The sequence below is a fragment of the Trichococcus palustris genome, from assembly GCF_900114465.1.
Classification (GTDB): domain Bacteria; phylum Bacillota; class Bacilli; order Lactobacillales; family Aerococcaceae; genus Trichococcus; species Trichococcus palustris.
Map to the genome: position 1 here is coordinate 137,763 of NZ_FOTD01000003.1, position 19,706 is coordinate 157,468.

Sequence of the window (19,706 nt, forward strand, 5' to 3'; positions counted from 1 at the left end):
TACTATACATGAAGGACAATCTTTATTCAATTGGTAATGCGAAATCTTAAATAATTCTCAATGGCATCGTCTTCTGCTACGTTACAGGCATCCACTCTTCCGCTTGGTGAAGGGGATTTTTTGATCGCTTTGATGAATGCTTCGATTTTTTCGTTTGGACCGACGGCTTCAATATAGACGCTGCCATCATCTTCATTTTTGACGATTCCGGTCACCCCGATTTCGTCCGCGACTAATTTTGTCATATACCGAAAACCGACACCTTGGACACGCCCAACAACACGTATTTTGACTTTTTTCATCACTAACCCTCCCATGCTTTGCATGTGAACCATATAACAACAGTGGACTATAGGATAAGTTTACCGTTTACAAACTAGGCGGTCAACCCAGTACGTGAAACAAGTATATTCTTACCATCTGTGCTATACTTTTTTCCATAAAGAAGGTGATAGGATGTATCAAGTGATGTTGACTGAGTGTGAATATGAACCTTGGTGGTTTTTTGAAGATTGGGAAGATCATGTCGTGCAAGTAAAGGAATTTTCCTCATTTGAAGAAGCGGTCCAAGAATTTTATCGCGAATCGCAAGAGCTCTCTAATAAATATCCCTTCCAGAAAACAAAAAATACTTATCTGACAGCATATTGGAATGAATCAGAAATTTATTTCTGCGATAATTGCGATGACGATATCCAACTGTTTCATGGGCTCCTTTTACTGAAGGACAAAAAAAAGATTGAAGAAAATAGATCGGACTGACGGGAAACTGGTGAAGGCCTGCTTACGGAGCGGCTTCATCAGTTTTTTTGTTTTTATCCTGAACGATGATCTGCGATTATAGGCGTTGGCCTAAAGGAAAGAGAACCATCGGAACGACGGAGACAGCCTAGAGCATACAAGAGAAAACGCTGTGGGAAGGGTGTACATACCTGCTAAGCAGACCCTGTTTCTTGGAAGCTTCCCACTTCAAGCGTGAATCCATGAGCAATAGCCGAGCGGGAGGCAGTTCTCCAGCCCACTTTATTAAAAAAGGTAAATTGCTTAAATAGTGTCGAAAAGGTATTATATTATAGTATAATGTAAAGATATGGATGGTTTGAGCAAGCCGCTGAAGTCACACGTTTTCCAATGATGATTAATAAGATAAGGAGCTGAAAAGCTTGGCAAAGAGAACGACAACAAAAAAGAAAAAGAAGAGCAATAGCCAAAAGATTTCCTATGAACTTGTAGGCGTGCTTTTCCTTTTCAGTTCGGCCTTGGGAATCGGCCAATTAGGGTTTGCAGGAATCATGATGGCGAACTTTTTCAGATTCTTTGTGGGAAAAACATATCCAGTCAGTCTGGGTTTATTCGGCCTATACGGTCTTTTTTTGATATTGAAAGGAAAAGAGCCAAAAATCAGGCTTAATTGGCTTTTGAGCGGTCTATTATTGTATACGGCGGGGGTATTGTATCTGCATTCGCAATCCTTTGAAGCAGTGGTAATGAATGGTGAATCGATCGTCTCTACGACCATCAATCGCTTTTTGATTGATGTAAGACAAAGCAATACAGCTTCGGAAATGGGTGGCGGCATAACGGGGGCGCTCCTGTACACGGGGACCTATTTTTTAGTTTCCCAATGGGGGACATACATCATCACCGGTCTGCTGGTGTTTTTCGGATTCGGAATTCTGTTCGGGTTTACGATGCATGATGTAATGGAGATTGTTCGGAAAATCGGCGCCAAATTAGGATACGGCAGCAAACAAGCTGTCTTGTTCACGAAAGAAAAGGTGGCAAGCTCGATCGTAGAATCAAAAAATCTGGTCGACTCCAAAAATCTGAAAGAGCGAACGACCCAAACAGCCGCAAAAAATGAGAAGAAACCAAGCATCATAGAAAAAGCCAAAAATCAGATCAAGGTGGAATCGCTGGGCAAAAAATTAATGCAAGATGAAGCTTCAGCAGAGGCGACTATTGCCGCGAGAGAAACTGTGATTGAACCGAGGCAATTGAAAATAGACAGTTTCCAAAGTCAACAAGTCAAAGCTCCGGAGAAAAAAGCGGTGGAAGGGAATCCGGCGTCATCCGAAGGCAAAGATGTAACGGAAGAGGAAGACACCACCGGCGATTTGGAGTTTGAAATTACGGCAGAGCAAGAAAACCGCGATTATCAATTGCCTTCCGTCACTTTGTTGAATACCATAAAGCCTGTCGACCAATCGAATGAATATGCCATCATCGAAAGAAATGTGAAGAAATTGGAGGAAACCTTCGCGAGCTTCGGCGTCGACGCAAAAGTAACGAAAGCCAATCTGGGACCAGCCGTAACGAAATATGAAGTGCAACCGGCCGTGGGTGTAAAGGTGAGCAAAATCGTCAATCTGAATGATGATATCGCTTTGGCTTTGGCAGCCAAAGACATCCGCATCGAGGCGCCGATCCCGGGCAAATCGTTCATCGGTATCGAAGTCCCTAACAGCGAAATCAGTGTGGTATCCTTTCGCGATGTGATGGAAGGACAAAAGCATACGGATAAACTATTGGAAGTCCCTTTAGGCAGAGACATCTCCGGTGTTGTTCAAAGCGCCGATTTAACGAAAATGCCCCATCTCCTGATCGCTGGGGCGACAGGGAGCGGGAAGTCCGTATGCATCAATGGCATCATCACCAGCATTTTGATGAAAGCAAAACCGAATGAAGTCAAGATGATGATGATCGATCCGAAAAAAGTCGAGTTGAATGTCTATAACGGCATTCCCCACTTATTGACTCCGGTCGTTACGAACCCAAGGAAAGCCGCCCAAGCTTTGCACAAAGTCGTGGCCGAAATGGAGAGGAGATATGAATTGTTCGCCGGTACCGGCATGCGGAATATCGATGGCTACAATAATCTGATCGTTGAATACAATATGGAAAATGGAGAAAACAATCCGACCCTTCCCTATATCGTGGTCATCGTAGATGAATTAGCCGACCTGATGATGGTAGCCAGCAACGAAGTCGAAGACGCCATCATCCGCCTTGCGCAAATGGCCCGTGCTGCAGGGATCCATATGATCCTTGCAACACAAAGACCGAGCGTGGATGTCATCACGGGGATCATCAAAGCGAATGTCCCCTCCCGCATTGCGTTTGCCGTCTCAAGTTCTATCGATTCCCGAACGATCATAGACGGTGGCGGAGCTGAGAAATTACTCGGCCGCGGGGATATGCTATTCCGACCGATGGGTGAAAATAAACCGATGCGCGTTCAGGGAGCCTTCCTCTCGGATGAAGAAGTGGAACATATCGTTACTTTTGTCAAAAATCAGCAAGAAGCGAATTATGTTGAAGAGATGATGCCTACCGAAGCGTCAGCGGAAACGGCCGAAGAACCGGAGGATGACCTGTTTGGGGAAGCTGTCGAATTCATCAGAGGCGATGAGACGGCCAGTATCTCAAAATTGCAAAGAAGGTTCCGGATCGGCTATAATCGTGCGGCCCGCCTGATTGATGAAATGGAAGCGCGGGGCATTGTCGGGCCAGCTGACGGAAGCAAGCCGAGAAAAGTGAATATTGGCGAAGGGATATATGAAAATAATTCGGAAATAAGCGCAGAATCGGATCGGTAAAAGGCTTACATAATGTTCAACATTAAGATATTAAATGAAAAAACGATTACAAACAAGGCCGGAATATTTCCTTTTTGAAAAATACATGTTATGATATTTTTTGTAAGAAGCTTGTACGTACAAGCCAATGACTACTATTTTATTGGAGGGTTTATAGTGAGAAAACAAAAATATGTTAGTTTATTAGCATTGGGATTAGGGGTTACTACCATTTTGGCTGCCTGTGGCGGGACTAAGACTGCACCATCATCTGCCAGCAGCGCAACAACTGCCGCTACGGATGATAATTTTACCGTCGGAATGGTTACCGACGTCGGCGGTGTCGATGACAAATCATTCAACCAAAGCGCTTGGGAAGGTTTAGTCGCTTGGGGTGAAGAAAACGGCAAAACAAAAGGCGTGGATGGCTATGACTATATCCAATCAAATGCCGATTCAGAATTTGTAACAAACTTAAACACTGCTGTAAACAGTAATTTTGATTTGATCATCGGTATTGGTTACAAATTGCAGCCAGCTATGCAAGATGTGGCTAAACAAAACCCTGATACTAAATTCGCCATTATCGATGCTGTCATCACTGGCGAAAATACAGTTTCTGTGTCGTTCAAAGATAACGAAGCGGCATTCCTTGCAGGTGTTGCCGCTGCGAAAACAACGAAGACGAACCAAGTCGGTTTCATCGGCGGACAAGAGGGTACCGTTATTGACCGTTTTGAAGCCGGGTTCGTTGCGGGCGTTAAATCGGTCAATCCTGATGTTGCTGTAAAAGTTGAATATGTAGGTTCATTCGGCGATGCTGCCGGTGGTAAATCAAAAGCAGCAGCGATGTATGCGAGCGGAATAGACGTGATCTATCAAGCCGCTGGCGACAGCGGGAACGGTGTCTTCTCAGAAGCGAAAGATATCGTAAAAGCTGATCCTTCCAAAGAAATTTGGGTAATCGGTGTTGACCGCGACCAAACGGAAGAAGGAAAACTGACTTTGGATGACGGCACAGAAAGAAATCTGACGTTGACTTCAACGCTTAAAGGCGTAGGGGCTGCTACAAAAGATATCGCAACGAAAACAATGAACGGTGAATTCCCTGCCGGCGAAGTGATGACATTCGGGTTAGCCGAAGATGGCGTTAACTTGACGGACGGACAACTGACAGATGATGCACTAAAAGCTGTCAACGATGCCAAACAACAAATTTTAGACGGAACCATCACAGTTCCTGAAGCTCCAGAAAAATAATAAATCAATTGTATTGAATGAGGTGAAGCAACTTAATTTCCGGATGGATTTTAAGTTGCTTTTTTTGGTGCAGTTCAGTCTCAAATGAGAAATGCAAGCTATGTTTAAAAAAAACAAGTTATCAACAAAGCTTTTTTCATTTGTGTAAACAAATGTTTTGCAGCGGTGATAAAGAAAAGTGGATAGGATATTGGAAATACTTTATAATAGGAATGAAATAACGTTATAACGTACTTGTACTGTATCGTTTCTCATTACTGCATGATGAAATTCATGCTTCAAATATTGGTAAGGAGTGGAGTCAACATGACAGAAGAAAACTATGTCATTGAGATGCGTGGTGTTACAAAAGCTTTCGGAAGTTATAAAGCGAATGATGACATCTATCTCAGTTTGAAAAAGGGCGAAATTCATGCGTTATTGGGTGAAAATGGCGCCGGGAAATCTACCTTGATGAACATCCTCTCAGGATTGTTGGAACCGACCAGCGGCACCATCAAAGTGAACGGGCAAGAAGTGAGGATAAGTTCTCCGGGAATAGCCGATAAACTTGGAATCGGAATGGTTCATCAGCATTTTATGTTGGTCAAAGACTTCACGGTAACCGAAAATATCATTTTAGGCAGTGAGCCCAGCAAATGGGGGATCTTGAATAGGAAGGCTGCAAAAAGCGTCATTGAGGGTCTGTCGAACAAATATCATTTGGCAGTGGATCCTTCCGCTAAAGTGGAAGATATTACCGTGGGGATGCAGCAACGTGTCGAAATATTGAAAACCTTGTATCGGGGTGCCGACATTTTAATTTTTGATGAACCGACGGCAGTATTGACCCCTCAAGAAATCGAAGAATTGATGTCCATTCTCAAGGAGATGACAAAAGAGGGCAAATCGATCATTCTGATTACCCATAAACTGGACGAAATCAAAGCCGTTGCCGATCGCTGCACCGTTATCCGCAAAGGCAAGAGCATCGGTACTGTAAACGTCAAAGAAACTTCCCAACAGGAGTTGGCCGATATGATGGTGGGTCGATCGGTGCTGTTCCGAACCGAGAAAAAAGCTGCGGAACCGAAACAAGCTGTTTTGGAAATCGAGAATGTAACGGTGAAGGAAAGCAGAGGGCTGGAAGCGGTCCGCGGCCTGAATCTAACGGTTCGGGCCGGCGAAATCGTCGGAATCGCAGGGATAGACGGAAATGGGCAAAGCGAACTCATCCAAGCCATCACCGGATTGAGGAAAGTCGAAAGCGGAACAATCAAGTTGAACGGGGAAGAGATTACAAATCTTGCTCCAAGAAAAATTACCGAGTCCGGTTTGGGGCATATTCCTGAAGACAGACAGCGTTTCGGTCTTATCTTGCCGATGCGACTGGATGAAAATATCGCGCTCCAATCTTACTATCATGAACCTTTCAGCCGAAATGGTTTCTTGGACGAAACGGCAATCGCGAACCATGCCTTGGAACTCATCAAGGAATTCGATGTCCGCACACAAAGTGAAAAATCACTTGCGGGATCATTATCCGGCGGGAACCAGCAGAAAGCCATCATTGCCCGTGAAGTGGATCGGGATCCGTCGCTGTTGATTGCAGCACAACCGACAAGGGGACTCGATGTAGGTGCGATCGAGTTCATCCACAAACGTCTCATTGAACAACGCGATCATGATAAAGCCGTTCTGTTGATGAGTTTTGAACTGGACGAAATTCTGAACCTTTCGGATATCATCGCGGTCATGTATGAAGGCCGGATTGTTGCACAAGTAAGACCTGAAGATACCTCTGAACAGGAGCTGGGTTTGTTGATGGCTGGCTCTTCGCTTGGAAAAGCCAGGGCAGAATTGGAAAAAAGCAGAGAAGAGGGGGTAAGCAGCCATGAGTAATCAACAGGGGGACTCACGTATCCAATCGATCCTGATTCCATTATTTTCCGTATTGTTGGGTCTGTTAATCGGCGCAATCGTCATGTGGTCTTTTGGCTATGATGCAGTAGCGGGGTATTCCGCCATGCTGAAAGGGGCGTTCGGATCGCCGTTTTATATCGGTGAGTTATTGAGGGAAGCAACACCGTTGATCTTGGTGGCGTTAGGCTTTGCGGTGGCGAACACAGCCGGTTTCTTCAACATCGGTGTCGCTGGTCAAACCCTTTTTGGTTGGTTGGCATCCATAAGTATGGCGCAGTTTTTCCCGGATTTACCAAAATTTGTTTTATTGCCTTTATGCATTCTGGCCGGTGTGGTTGCAGGAGCCTTGTGGGCAGGCATCGCCGGTGTTTTGAGAGCCTATTTCAATACCAGCGAGGTTATTGTGACAATCATGTTGAATCATACAGCCTTATACATAAATAACCATATCGTCAGAAATGTATTGACGGATTCAGGAGATGCCACTGCCAGGATCACGGAGAACGCCAGCTTGCGGATCCCGTTTCTGTCCGAGTTGACGAGGAACTCAACGTTGCATGCCGGGATTTTCATCGCCTTGTTCATGATTTTCGTTGTTTGGATACTGATGAAGAAAACAACCTATGGCTTTGAATTCCGTTCTGTCGGGTTGAATCCCGATGCAGCTGATTATGCAGGGATGAACGCGAAGAAAAACATCATTTTAGCTATGTTGATCAGTGGAGGACTTGCTGGTCTTGGTGGGGCGATGGAAGGACTAGGGAATTTCCAAAACATGTTTGTGCAAGGAGCGATGCCAGCCGTCGGTTTTGATGGTATGGCGGTAGCCCTGTTGGGCAGCGGAAGTCCGCTGGGCATTTTGTTTGCTTCACTCCTGTTCAGTACATTGAAAATAGGCGGAACCAGCATGCCATTGATGTCCGGTGTTCCGGTCGAGATTGTGGATATTGTGATTGCTTCCATCATCTTCTTTGTAGGCGCCAGCTATATCATCCGTCTTTTATTAACGAAAATCTCTAAAATGAACAAGAAGGAGGCGGTATAAGATGGACATGATCTCAATCCTTTCGATTATCGTATCATCCGCATTGATTTATTCGGCTCCCTTGATCTTCACCGGCTTGGGCGGCACCTTTTCGGAACGCGGCGGTATCGTCAATGTCGGTCTGGAAGGTACCATGGTGATGGGCGCATTCGCTGCCATCGTCTTCAATTTAAGTAATGCAGACAACCTGGGGAAAATGACGCCATGGATCGCCTTATTGGTTGCGGGAGTGGTGGGAATCTTATTCTCGATCATCCACGCCATAGCCACGGTTAACCTAAGGGCGAACCACATCGTTTCCGGTACGGTAATGAACATGCTTGCACCGGCTTTGGCGGTCTTCTTGACGAAAGTCCTTTACGAAGGCAAAGGGCAGACAGCTTTTGTCGTACAAAATTTCGGCAAAACCAGTTTCCCTATTCTGAAGGATATACCGGTCATCGGTAAAATATTCTTTACGAATACATCAGCGCCGGCTTATGTGGCGATCCTGACGGCAGTCGTATGTTACTTGATCATTTTCAAGACAACTTTCGGCTTGCGTCTCCGCTCGGTGGGTGAGCACCCGCAAGCGGCGGATACTTTGGGCATCAATGTATACGCCATGCGCTATGCAGGTGTTTTGATTTCCGGCTTCTTAGGCGGCGTCGGCGGGGCTGTTGTTTCCCAATCGATCAGCTTGAATTTCTCGGGATCGACCATCGCCGGACAAGGATTCATCGCGATGGCAGCCATGATCTTCGGCAAATGGAATCCGGTAGGCGTGATGGGAGCAGCCATTTTCTTCGGATTTGCACAAAGCTTAGGGGTTATCGGAAGCTACATTCCGATCATCCAAAATATACCGTCAGTTTATCTGCAGATTGCGCCCTATATCATCACAATCATCGTTTTGGTGGGCTTCATCGGCAAATCGCAAGGTCCGGCAGCGAACGGGACAACCTATATCAAATCAAAATAGCCTTTAAAGAAACAGACCCCAGGACGTATGCTATCTTGAAATTGCAGTGAAAGAAAAAGAAGCCGGGACGAAGGTCCGGGCTTCTTTTTAGATATATGACATTATTTCCGCTGATAAGGGAAAATAGCGTGCTTGTCAGGGCTAGGTTAATTGAAAAAAGAGTGCACATGGAGTATAGTTTTAAATTATCGGCAAATAAATCAGAATACAGGACGTGAAATGGATGCAATATACTATTCAACCAGGTGTGACGGTCTATATCGAACCATCGGATAAATACAAGACAGTCATGATTCAATACAAATTCAGAACACAGTTCGACGCCAAATCGGCAACGGAGCGTTCATTATTGAATAATATGCTTGAAACAAACAGCAAAGACTATCCGACGCAAAATGAGATGGACTTAAAGATGGCCAGCCTCTACGGAGCGTCTTTAAATACGCAATCGCAAAGGTTCGGTAAGCAGCATGTGGTAACAATGAGCTTGACTATCGTGAACGACAAATTCATCGGCGGGGATGACACGCTGCTTGAAGAATCATTCGGGTTTCTTCATGACATCATTTATCATCCGAATGCAGAAAATGGCGCCTTCCATGAGAAGACTTTTCTGAGGGAAAAGGAAAACCTGAAAAACTATTTTGAGTCCCTTATCGAAGATAAGTCGGCTTACTCCCGTTCGCGTTTGAATCAGCTGCTGTTTGCGGGCACGGATCAAGCCTATCAAGGGATTGGTGATGAGATTTTTCTGGAGGCGATCACTCCTGAGAGCCTGTACCAACGTTATCTGGAAATGATCGATACCAACCAAATCGACATTTTGGTTTCTGGTGACATTTCTGCCGAACGGGTCCTGCATATCCTCGAGCAGCAGGGCCATACTCCGAGAAAACCTGTAGCGAAAGACGTATTCTATTTGCGTGCAACAACGCCGTCAGCGGCTTCCGAAAGCGAAGAACAGGATGTCAACCAAGGGAAATTATTTTTCGGCTTCTCATCCCCTGTCTTCTATATGAATGAACATTATTTTGCGGGTTTGGTATTCGATGGGCTGTTCGGCGGATTTCCGCATTCCAAACTATTCCAGAATGTCAGGGAAAAAGAGAGTCTGGCCTATACAGCTTCAAGCGCCCTGGACTTTCTGAGGGGCGTCATGATCGTCGGGACCGGTATCGAATTCGAAAAGCGGGACCAAGTGGAAGAAATCGTATTGGCTCAGCTGGCCGATATGCAAGCCGGAGATTTTTCGGATGAATTGATCGTACAGACCCAAAATATGCTGATCAATCATTATAAACAAAACGATGATTACCAAAGCAGAAGTTTGGCTAAGCAATATCAAGATTTGTTGATTGTAGGGCAAGCATTATCCCAAGAGGAATGGATTTCCGCTCTCAAAGCCGTGACGAAGGAACAAATCATCGAAGTTGCGAATAAAATGATATTACAGGCTGTATTTTTCTTGAAAGGCGATGCTGCAGATGAATAAAGTATATTACGAAGCTCTGAACGAAACGGTTTACACTGAGGTGTTGGAGAATGGCTTGACGGTCATCCTTATCCCAAAAATGAATTATTCAAAGACCTATGGCATTTTTACGACGAATTTCGGCTCGATCGACAATCAGTTCGTACCGATCAATGGGGATGAAGAAATAAAGATCCCGGATGGGATTGCCCATTTCCTGGAACATAAACTGTTTGAAGGGGAAGAACATGATGCATTCGAAGACTTCGCGAAATACGGCGCTTCAGCGAATGCCTTCACATCGTTCACCCGCACCAGTTACCTGTTTTCGGCTACGGATAACATAAAAGAAAACACAACCAGCCTGCTTGATTTTGTGCAGGATCCGCATTTTACGCCGGAAGGCACCGAAAAGGAAAAAGGCATCATTTCGCAAGAAATCCGGATGTATGACGACAATCCGGGATGGCAGCTATTCTATGGGTTATTAAGGAACCTGTATCCGCAACATCCGCTCTCGGTGGATATTGCGGGTACCGTCGAAAGCATCCAAGCGATCACGCCGGAACTGCTGCAAACCTGCTATGATACTTTTTATCATCCGTCCAATATGAACCTCCTTCTCATCGGTCATTTTGAGGTCGAAGAAATGAGTGCGCTCATCAAAGACAACCAGGGCAGCAAGCAATTCTTGCCCGCCAAACAGATCCTGCGCAGGCTGCCTGAGGAGTTGGCTGCAGACATCATTGCCTATAAAGAAACGGAAATGGATGTATTGCGTCCGAAGGTCATGCTCGGTGTAAAAGGCATGGAGCTGGGGTTAACCGGAAATGAAGCGGAAAAATTCAAAATCGAGGGGAATCTGTTGTTGGAGTTGCTGTTCGGCAGAGGCTCGAAGAATTTCATCGCGCTCTATGACAGCGGACTGATCGATGACAGCTATGGCTATTCGTTCAGTTTTGACCGCTCATTCCATTTCATGGCAATCGAGTCGGATACCGCTGAACCAAAAGTATTGGAAGAAAAAATCAAACACATTCTCTTGAACTGGCAATCGGACGGCAATCTGACTTCCGAAAAACTGGAGTTGCTGAAGAGAAGCATGATCGGCGAACAACTGCAGGCGTTCAATTCCTTGGAATACATCGCCAACCATTATAGCTCCATGATTTTTTCGGGGGCAGAACTCTTTGAAATTGTCCCGATCATCGAAAAAATAACGATGGAGGATATCAGCCGTTTTGCTGAGAGCTACATCGACGAAAAAAGGATGAGCACGTATGTCATCGTTCCGAAGAAGGTGAAATAGTTTGAAGGCCGCATTGTTGACAGGGGCATCCGGGGATATCGGCTCAGCCATCGCGAGGGATTTAGCCGCGGATGGTTGGTCCCTCTATCTGCACTATTTCGCCAATCAGGAAAAAGTGGAAAAACTTATCCAGGAACTGCTGCGGGCTTATCCGCAGCAGGAATTTTATCCCTTGCAAATGAACTTGACGGATGAAGCGGAGATGGAAAAAATCGCAGCGCAAATTTTCTCGCTGCAGGCCATCGTGTTTGCGCATGGTACAACCGAATACGGGTTGCTGCAGCATGTCCATTCAAGGGAAATGGATGATCTATGGGGAATGCACGTAAAGATGCCGATATTGATCATCCAAGCGTTTCAGGATAAAATCAGCCGTTCGGAAAATGGGCGCATCGTGTTCATCAGCTCCGTCTATGGAGCAGTCGGCAGCGGCTTGGAGGTTCTTTACAGCACCGTCAAAGGGGCGCAGATCGCTTTTGTGAAAGCCTACAGCAAAGAGGTGGCTTATACGGGGGTTACCGTTAATGCTGTTTGCCCCGGGGCGATCGACACCAAAATGAATGAGCATCTGACAGGTGAAGAGAAGGCGGAGTTGATGGATGAAATCCCTGTCGGCAGATTGGGGAATCCTGCGGAAGTCAGCTTTTGGGTTGCCCAGTTGCTGAAAACGGAAAGCAGCTATCTGACTGGACAAGCCATCTATGTGACAGGTGGCTGGCTGAAATAAATAGAGATTATGCGCATTGCCGCAAAAAATTATGATATAATACTTCTGGTAACTTTGAAAAAGTGAAGTGAAGGCAGGTGATGAAATGGTTCAAATTGGAGAAATTCTGAAGGAAGCTAGAATCTCTAAGGGTTACACGTTGGATGACTTACAGCAAACGACCAAAATCCAAAAGCGATATTTGATTGCTATTGAAGAAGGCAATTTTGACATTATGCCGGGCAACTTTTATGTGCGGGCATTCATAAAACAGTATGCCGATACAGTCGGTTTAGACGGGGATCGGTTGCTGGAAGAACATTCGAGCGTGCTGCCTGAAATACATATGAACAAAGTGGAAGAGACGCCATCTTTTGCGCCAAGCCGTACGAATTTGAAAAAAGCAGCCAGGAAAACAAATTTTGATTACAGCGAGACCATGCAACATAATATGCCGACTATCCTTTTGGGTGTGTTGGTCGTGGCGATTGTCGCCGTTATTTGGAATGCTACCCTGAATCAAGGGAATGAGAATACCCAAATTGATGTCGCGTCAAATGTGAGTCAAACGGTGAGCATGTCCCAAAGTACCAGCGAAAGCGCAACGGCAGAGCCGAGTGCGGTTGTCGAAAAAAAACCACAAACCATTGCACTGGTGTCTTCGGATGGCGAAACCGCGCAATACAACGTCGGAAATATGAAGTTTCCGGCTAAATTTACGGTTTCAGCCAATGAGATGGGCGATGCCTGGATCAGCATCAGCGTAAATGGGATTGTACAAAATTCAGGTATCGTTGCCAGCGGGAAATCCTTCAGCGTCGATTTGCCGCAAAATGCTACGGAAATTGAAGTGGTATCTGGGTATCTGCCTGCTACGGTCATTGACTTGAATGGAACGGTTGTTACGATGCCGGAAAATTATCAAGCAGTTACGACGCAGACATTGCTATTCAGTATTAAAAATGCAGAGTAAGTCAGATGCAAATAGAAGGGGCAATATTAAATTGAATTTACCTAATAAATTGACGGTTTTACGAATCTTCATGATTCCTTTGTTTTTGATTGTAACGGTGATCCCTTTTGGATGGGGCACTTTGTCTCTGGCAGGTTCAGAGATTGCAATCACCCAATTAGTCGGGGCCATCATCTTTGCCATTGCAAGTTTTACGGATTGGTTGGATGGCCAAATCGCGAGGAGAGATGGCTTAGTGACTAATTTCGGAAAATTCGCTGATCCCTTAGCGGATAAAATGTTGGTTGCGACAGCCTTCATTGTTTTAGTCGGGCAAGGACTGGTGCCTTCTTGGATTGTCAGCGTCATTATCAGCCGTGAATTGGCTGTCACGGGGTTACGACTTCTGTTGGTCAAGGAAGGGGAAGTGATGGCGGCAGCGTGGCCAGGGAAAATTAAGACGGCCACACAAATGGTAGCCATTATCTTATTGTTCATCGATAATTTTCCGTTCCAAGCGACGGGCATACCGGTCGATGATATCATGGTCTATATCTGTTTGATTTTTACCATCTATTCCGGAGTGGACTATTTTGTTAAAAACAAACATGTTTTTGTAGGGTCTATGTAGTTTTTTTGATGAAGAAGAAAGGCGGAAAGTGCCCAGCGCTTTCCAATGCAAAAGAGTGGGGAACATTCTTTTGTTCATTGCCTTCTTCTTTTTTTTTTTCATAAAAAATGGCATTCAGATGCAATGCATATATTATAGAGGTGAGGGATATTATGAACGCAGAAATAATTTCGGTCGGAACGGAATTGCTGATGGGGCAGATCGTCAACTCTGATGCGGCGTTTATCGCCAAAGAACTGACCGGTTTGGGGATTGATGCATATTTTCAGACCGTCGTCGGCGATAACGCCAATAAGCTTAAAGAAGTGATCAAAATTGCCGAATCCAGGAGCAACTTGTTGATTTTTACCGGCGGATTGGGCCCGACGCAAGATGACATCACCAAGCAGACCGTTGCGGAATACTTGGGCGAGCGATTGGTGATTCAGGAAGAAGGGTTGGAGCATATCCGCCAATGGTTCTCTAAATCGGGTCGGATCATGACCAAGAACAACGAAAGGCAAGCATTGATTTTTGAGAATGGGGTTGTATTCAAAAACATCAACGGCCAAGCTTTGGGAACCTTTATAGAAAAAAACGGGAAAGGGTATCTTCTTTTGCCGGGACCACCGAAAGAATTGGAGACCATGTTCGTGCATTTTGTAAGGCCGTTTCTTTCTGCCAATTATGAGCATAAGCAAATCATCCTCTCGAAAACGTTGCGCTTTTTCGGGATAGGGGAATCAACTTTGACGACACTGTTGGAAGACCTGATCGAAAATCAAACCAATCCTACGATTGCTCCTTATGCGGGCAAATATGAAGTGACCTTGCGGGTTACCGCGAACGCCGCTTCGCAGGGAGAATGCGAAGCGCTGGTGCGAGCGAAAACAGATGAAATATTAGCGTTGGCAGGGGAATACTATTACGGTGAGGGCAGCGAGAACAGCCTTGTTCAAGTGGTGGGCGATCTTTTGCTGACAAAAAAGGTATCCATCAGTGCAGCGGAAAGCTTGACTGGAGGACTTTTTCAGGCGGAATTGGTAAAAGTGCCGGGTATCAGTGAAGTATTCGCCGGCGGTATCGTCTCTTATCAAGAGGACATCAAACGGAGGGTTTTGGGTGTTCCGGATGAGGTGTTAAAAGGCTTTGGCATGGTCAGCCCGGAATGTGCCAAAGCGATGGCGGACCACGCTCGCAGCGTATTCGAAACGGATTTGGCCATTTCGTTCACCGGTGCAGCTGGCCCGGATCCATTGGAAAATCATCCCGCAGGTACTGTCTGGATAGGCTTGAGCCGAAAGGGCGAAGAAACGATTGCAAAAGAATTCCATTTTTCCCGAAACCGGTTGGGGAACAGGGAACAGGCGGTCATGCAAGGATTCGATATGACCCGCAGAGCTCTGCTCAGTGAAGGTTAGGCATAAAACGAATCGAACATCCGTTCACTTTATTCTTGCTTTTTGATTCAGAAAAGGATAGTATAACGAGGTAGAGTAAAAGAATGCAAACAGAAGCTTGGAGGAAATAATTAATGGCGAATGTGAATGATAATAGACAAAAAGCCTTGGATGAGGCGTTGAAAAAAATAGAAAGAAACTACGGTAAAGGGGCGGTCATGAAATTGGGTGAAAAGATCGACACCCGCATTTCAACTGTACCGAGCGGTTCATTGGCGCTGGATGTTGCGTTGGGCGTTGGCGGGTACCCTCGCGGAAGAATCATCGAAGTGTACGGACCAGAGTCTTCCGGTAAAACGACGGTTGCTCTCCACGCTATTGCCGAAGTGCAAAAACAAGGCGGCATCGCTGCATTTATTGATGCCGAGCATGCATTGGATCCGAAATATGCTGCAGCATTGGGTGTAAACATCGATGAATTGCTGTTGTCTCAACCTGATACGGGCGAACAAGGTCTAGAAATTGCGGACGCTTTGGTTTCATCCGGTGCCGTCGATATCGTCATCGTCGATTCAGTAGCGGCATTAGTGCCCCGCGCCGAAATTGAAGGCGAGATGGGTGATTCCCACATGGGTTTGCAAGCACGTTTGATGTCCCAAGCTTTGCGTAAATTATCCGGCTCCATCAACAAGACGAAAACAATCGTCATCTTCATCAACCAAGTCCGCGAAAAAATCGGCATCATGTTTGGTAACCCGGAAACAACTCCAGGGGGAAGAGCGCTTAAATTCTATGCGACCATCCGTCTGGAAGTAAGAAGAGCGGAACAAATCAAAAGCGGTACGGACGTCATGGGGAACCGCACAAAAATAAAAGTCGTGAAAAATAAAGTTGCCCCTCCATTTAAAGTTGCCGAAGTGGACATCATGTACGGCGAAGGCATCTCGCAAGTCGGGGAACTGGTCGATATGGCTTCAGAACGTGATATCGTCAATAAAAGCGGCGCATGGTACTCCTATAAAGGGGAAAGAATCGGCCAAGGACGCGAAAATGCCAAACAATTCCTGCGCGACCATCCTGAAATGCGCGCCGAAATCGAACAATTGGTCCGCAACGAATATGGAATCGGCGAACACGTGGCGGTAGATGAGAAAGCAAAACCATTGAAACCTGAAGATCTGCTGGAAGGATCCATCGACTTGCTGGACGAATAAAGATTGAACATGCAGCGTCAGATAAAAACGCAAGGACCATGCGGCAAGCGAAGCATCTAACGCTGCGATTTTCCTGAAATGCACTGAGGTGGGGACATTCATGCCCGCCTCAGTGCATTTTTGCTTTCCTCTTCCAAAGGAAAATAAAAATGGGGCTAAGTGGACCGGCTTCCGGGTGGAGTGGGTTTAAAGCAGAAGCATGTTGTTTTTGCAACATATATTCATATATTTTGGAAATGTTACCGTTTTATCGTTGACATGTCAGCGGTCTACGTTTAGAATGAAATTATGTGTATGGTCTGATTTGTACACATTGCAAAATTAATTTTCATTCATTAATTTTTTTTAACGACAAAATTAAATAGATACGGAGGTGAAACTATGGATATATGGACTTTAGCCTTCGCTATCATAGCTTTAATTGTTGGTGTCGTTATCGGATATTTTTATCGAAAATCGAATCACGAAAAAGAATTAGCTGGCGCTAGAAACACCGCTTCTCAAATTCTTGATGATGCTAGAAAAGAAGCAGAAACCATGAAAAAAGAAGTTATGTTAGAAGCGAAGGATGAGAACCATAAATATCGTTCTGCAATCGAAGAAGAATTACGCGACAGACGGAACGAGGTTCTTAAACAAGAAAATCGATTAATCCAAAGAGAAGAAAATTTGGATAGGAAAGATGTCAGTTTAGCTAAACGTGAGCAATCTATCGAGTCAAAAGAGGATAATCTTGTAAAACGACAAAATGCTTTAGTTTCTGAAGAAAAACGAATCCATACATTGGTAGAAGAACAACAACTTGAGCTGGAAAGAATCGCCACTTTATCTCGCGATGATGCGAAAAACATCATTATGCACGAGACGGAAAATCAATTGTCGCATGAAATTGCGGTAATGATCAAAGATTCCGACCAAAAAGCAAAGGATGAAGCCGATCGCAATGCGAAAAACATCATTCTGCAAGCCATTCAACGAAGTGCAGCCGACTTGGTTTCGGAAGCCACAGTATCGGTTGTTATTTTACCAAATGATGACATGAAGGGCCGAATCATCGGCCGTGAAGGAAGAAACATTCGTACTTTAGAAACGTTGACAGGGATTGACCTGATCATTGATGATACCCCTGAAGCAGTCGTATTGAGCGGATTTGATCCTATCAGAAGAGAAATTGCGAAGATGGCATTGGAAAAACTAATTCAAGATGGTCGTATCCATCCTGCGAGAATTGAAGAAGCAGTCGAAAAAGCTCGCAAGGACATGGATGAACGCATAAGAGAAATCGGAGAACAAGCCACTTTTGAGGTAGGCATCCATTCTCTTCATCCTGATTTGATCAAAATTTTAGGGCGTCTACATTTCCGTACCAGCTATGGACAAAATGTATTGAATCACAGTATCGAAGTCGCTAAACTCTGCGGAGTGATGGCCGGCGAACTGGGAGAAGACATCAATCTAGCTAAACGTGCCGGATTATTGCATGACATCGGGAAAGCTCTCGATCATGAAATCGAAGGATCCCACGTCGAAATCGGTGCAGAGATTGCTCAAAAATATAAAGAAAATCCAGTTGTTATCAATGCGATTGCCTCTCACCATGGTGATGTAGAAGCTAATTCAGTTATTTCTGTCTTAGTTGCTTCTGCTGATGCTTTGTCTGCAGCTCGTCCGGGCGCAAGAAGTGAGTCACTTGAAAACTACATCCGTCGTTTAGAAAAACTGGAAGGTATATCCAACAGTTTCGAAGGTGTAGCAAGCAGTTTTGCTATTCAAGCGGGTAGAGAAATCCGCGTAATGGTTAAACCCGATCAAATTGACGATTCTCAAGCTATACGTGTAGCTCGTGAAATTAGAAAGAAAATCGAAGAAGAATTAGATTATCCGGGACACATCAAAGTTACGGTTATACGCGAAACCAGAGTAATTGAATACGCTAAATAAAAGTCAAACGGGACATTCACTTGTCCCGTTTTTTAATTTTTCCGTCCAGGGATCCCGGTCGAATCTTAGGACAGTTGGGCGATTGCCTATGCAAATAAAGAAAATATTGTTAATATAGATTGACAAGCAATGAGAGAAGAGGGTAAAAATGAAGGTATTATTTATTGGCGATGTTGTGGGTTCGATAGGCAGAGAGATGTTGAAGGAGACGTTGCCGCAATTAAAAAAACATTATCGGCCGCAGGTGACGATAGTGAACGGGGAAAACGCCGCAGGCGGCAGAGGGATCACCGAGAAAATATATAAAGAATTTCTGCAGAATGGTGTCGATGTCCTGACGATGGGAAATCACACGTGGGACAACCGCGAGATATTCGATTTTATCAAGACGGCAAACAAAATGATCCGCCCTGCCAATTTCCCGGAAGGAACGCCGGGAATCGGCTATACCATCATCAAAGTGAACCAATTGAAACTGGCGGTCATGAATCTTCAAGGCCGTGTGTTCATGAATACCTTGGATGATCCTTTCAGAAAAGCGGACGAACTGTTGGCAGAAATTGAAAAAGAGACCAATTGCATCTTTGTGGATTTCCATGCGGAAACGACAAGCGAGAAACAAGCGATGGGTTGGTATTTGGATGGCCGTGTCTCTGCTGTGGTAGGGACGCATACGCATGTGCAGACGAACGATGCCCGCATTTTACCGAATGGGACAGGCTATCTGACGGATGCGGGCATGACCGGCCCCTATGACAGCATTCTGGGGGTGGACAGAGACATCATCATCCAGAAATTTCTGACGCAATTGCCTGTCCGCCATGAGATTCCGGATAAAGGCAGAAAATTATTATCGGGCTGTTTTTTTGAAATAAATGACCAAACAGGGAAATGCACGAAAATTGAAAATATTGTCATCAATGATGATCGACCTTTCGGAGGAGGATTCCATTGAACGAACAGCAAAATATAAAAGAACCCATCGTCAACGAAGAATTGGACAAGATGATCGAGCTGCTCAAAGGGCATGAGACCATCCTGCGCTATCAAAGGATGGAAAAAGTTGTTGCTCAAAACAGCACCCTTGAGAAATTGGTGGAAGACATCAAAAAGAAACAAAAAGAAGCCGCCGCGTTCGAATATTACGCCAAACCGCTAGCCGCAAAAAAAATTGCTGATGAGTTGGCGGCGTTAAACAGGCAGTTAAAAGAGAACATCACGGTACAACAATATCGCGATGCGCTATGGGATGCCAATGAAATCCTTGAGAACACCGTCGTCATCATCCAGAATGAGGTCGATGCAGTCACCAATAAAGAAGATACCGGATCAAATAAGTAATACAGTTGAGGTGAAA

17 protein-coding genes are annotated in these 19,706 nt (G+C 45.1%); 16 read left to right on the forward strand and 1 reads right to left on the reverse strand.

The window, feature by feature from the left end:
- Window positions 1-26: 26 nt before the first annotated feature.
- Window positions 27-302 carry an acylphosphatase gene (locus BM101_RS03190; protein ID WP_087030666.1) on the reverse strand — a complete coding sequence of 92 codons (276 nt, stop codon included), beginning with the start codon at window positions 300-302 and terminating at the stop codon, window positions 27-29.
- 154 nt (window positions 303-456) lie between these two features.
- Here BM101_RS03190 and BM101_RS03195 point away from each other — a divergent pair, with 154 nt between their 5' ends.
- The 16 genes from BM101_RS03195 to BM101_RS03270 all read left to right on the forward strand — a co-directional run bounded on the left by BM101_RS03195 (window position 457) and on the right by BM101_RS03270 (window position 19,690).
- Window positions 457-762, forward strand: a complete 306-nt coding sequence (locus BM101_RS03195; RefSeq protein ID WP_087030668.1) for a DUF1033 family protein — start codon at window positions 457-459, stop codon at window positions 760-762.
- A gap of 401 nt (window positions 763-1,163) precedes the next feature.
- Window positions 1,164-3,599, forward strand: a complete 2,436-nt coding sequence (locus BM101_RS03200) for a DNA translocase FtsK (RefSeq protein WP_087030671.1) — start codon at window positions 1,164-1,166, stop codon at window positions 3,597-3,599.
- Window positions 3,600-3,755: 156 nt separating this feature from the next.
- Window positions 3,756-4,838 (forward strand): BMP family lipoprotein, encoded by a 1,083-nt coding sequence (locus BM101_RS03205; RefSeq protein WP_087030674.1) that lies wholly within the window; start codon window positions 3,756-3,758, stop codon window positions 4,836-4,838.
- A gap of 306 nt (window positions 4,839-5,144) precedes the next feature.
- Window positions 5,145-6,719: an ABC transporter ATP-binding protein gene (locus BM101_RS03210; RefSeq protein ID WP_087030677.1), complete on the forward strand. Its 1,575-nt coding sequence runs from the start codon at window positions 5,145-5,147 to the stop codon at window positions 6,717-6,719.
- Window positions 6,712-7,785: an ABC transporter permease gene (locus BM101_RS03215; RefSeq protein WP_087030680.1), complete on the forward strand. Its 1,074-nt coding sequence runs from the start codon at window positions 6,712-6,714 to the stop codon at window positions 7,783-7,785. Before BM101_RS03210 ends, BM101_RS03215 begins: the two co-directional genes overlap by 8 nt.
- 1 nt (window position 7,786) lies before the next feature.
- The gene (locus BM101_RS03220; protein WP_087030683.1) at window positions 7,787-8,746 is read left to right on the forward strand and encodes an ABC transporter permease; all 960 of its coding nucleotides are present in this window, start codon (window positions 7,787-7,789) and stop codon (window positions 8,744-8,746) included.
- Between the two features lie 223 nt (window positions 8,747-8,969).
- Entirely contained in the window at window positions 8,970-10,238 is a 1,269-nt protein-coding gene (gene yfmF / locus BM101_RS03225) for an EF-P 5-aminopentanol modification-associated protein YfmF (RefSeq protein WP_087030685.1), read from the forward strand.
- The gene (gene yfmH / locus BM101_RS03230) at window positions 10,231-11,526 is read left to right on the forward strand and encodes an EF-P 5-aminopentanol modification-associated protein YfmH (RefSeq protein WP_087030688.1); all 1,296 of its coding nucleotides are present in this window, start codon (window positions 10,231-10,233) and stop codon (window positions 11,524-11,526) included. Before yfmF ends, yfmH begins: the two co-directional genes overlap by 8 nt.
- 1 nt (window position 11,527) lies before the next feature.
- Window positions 11,528-12,253 (forward strand): elongation factor P 5-aminopentanone reductase, encoded by a 726-nt coding sequence (ymfI, locus tag BM101_RS03235; protein ID WP_087030691.1) that lies wholly within the window; start codon window positions 11,528-11,530, stop codon window positions 12,251-12,253.
- Between the two features lie 85 nt (window positions 12,254-12,338).
- Window positions 12,339-13,205 (forward strand): helix-turn-helix domain-containing protein, encoded by an 867-nt coding sequence (locus BM101_RS03240; RefSeq protein ID WP_087030694.1) that lies wholly within the window; start codon window positions 12,339-12,341, stop codon window positions 13,203-13,205.
- Between the two features lie 31 nt (window positions 13,206-13,236).
- On the forward strand, window positions 13,237-13,815 hold the full coding sequence (gene pgsA / locus BM101_RS03245; RefSeq protein WP_087030697.1) for a CDP-diacylglycerol--glycerol-3-phosphate 3-phosphatidyltransferase: 579 nt from the start codon (window positions 13,237-13,239) through the stop codon (window positions 13,813-13,815).
- 152 nt (window positions 13,816-13,967) lie between these two features.
- Entirely contained in the window at window positions 13,968-15,215 is a 1,248-nt protein-coding gene (locus tag BM101_RS03250; protein WP_087030700.1) for a competence/damage-inducible protein A, read from the forward strand.
- A gap of 113 nt (window positions 15,216-15,328) precedes the next feature.
- Complete coding sequence (gene recA / locus BM101_RS03255; RefSeq protein WP_245825580.1) at window positions 15,329-16,408, forward strand: recombinase RecA; 1,080 nt, start codon at window positions 15,329-15,331, stop codon at window positions 16,406-16,408.
- 381 nt (window positions 16,409-16,789) lie between these two features.
- Window positions 16,790-18,349 (forward strand): ribonuclease Y, encoded by a 1,560-nt coding sequence (gene rny, locus BM101_RS03260; protein ID WP_087030703.1) that lies wholly within the window; start codon window positions 16,790-16,792, stop codon window positions 18,347-18,349.
- Between the two features lie 148 nt (window positions 18,350-18,497).
- On the forward strand, window positions 18,498-19,304 hold the full coding sequence (locus BM101_RS03265; protein WP_087030706.1) for a TIGR00282 family metallophosphoesterase: 807 nt from the start codon (window positions 18,498-18,500) through the stop codon (window positions 19,302-19,304).
- Window positions 19,301-19,690, forward strand: coding sequence for a YlbF family regulator (locus BM101_RS03270; RefSeq protein WP_087030709.1), 390 nt, complete (start codon window positions 19,301-19,303; stop codon window positions 19,688-19,690). Before BM101_RS03265 ends, BM101_RS03270 begins: the two co-directional genes overlap by 4 nt.
- Window positions 19,691-19,706: the final 16 nt, after the last annotated feature.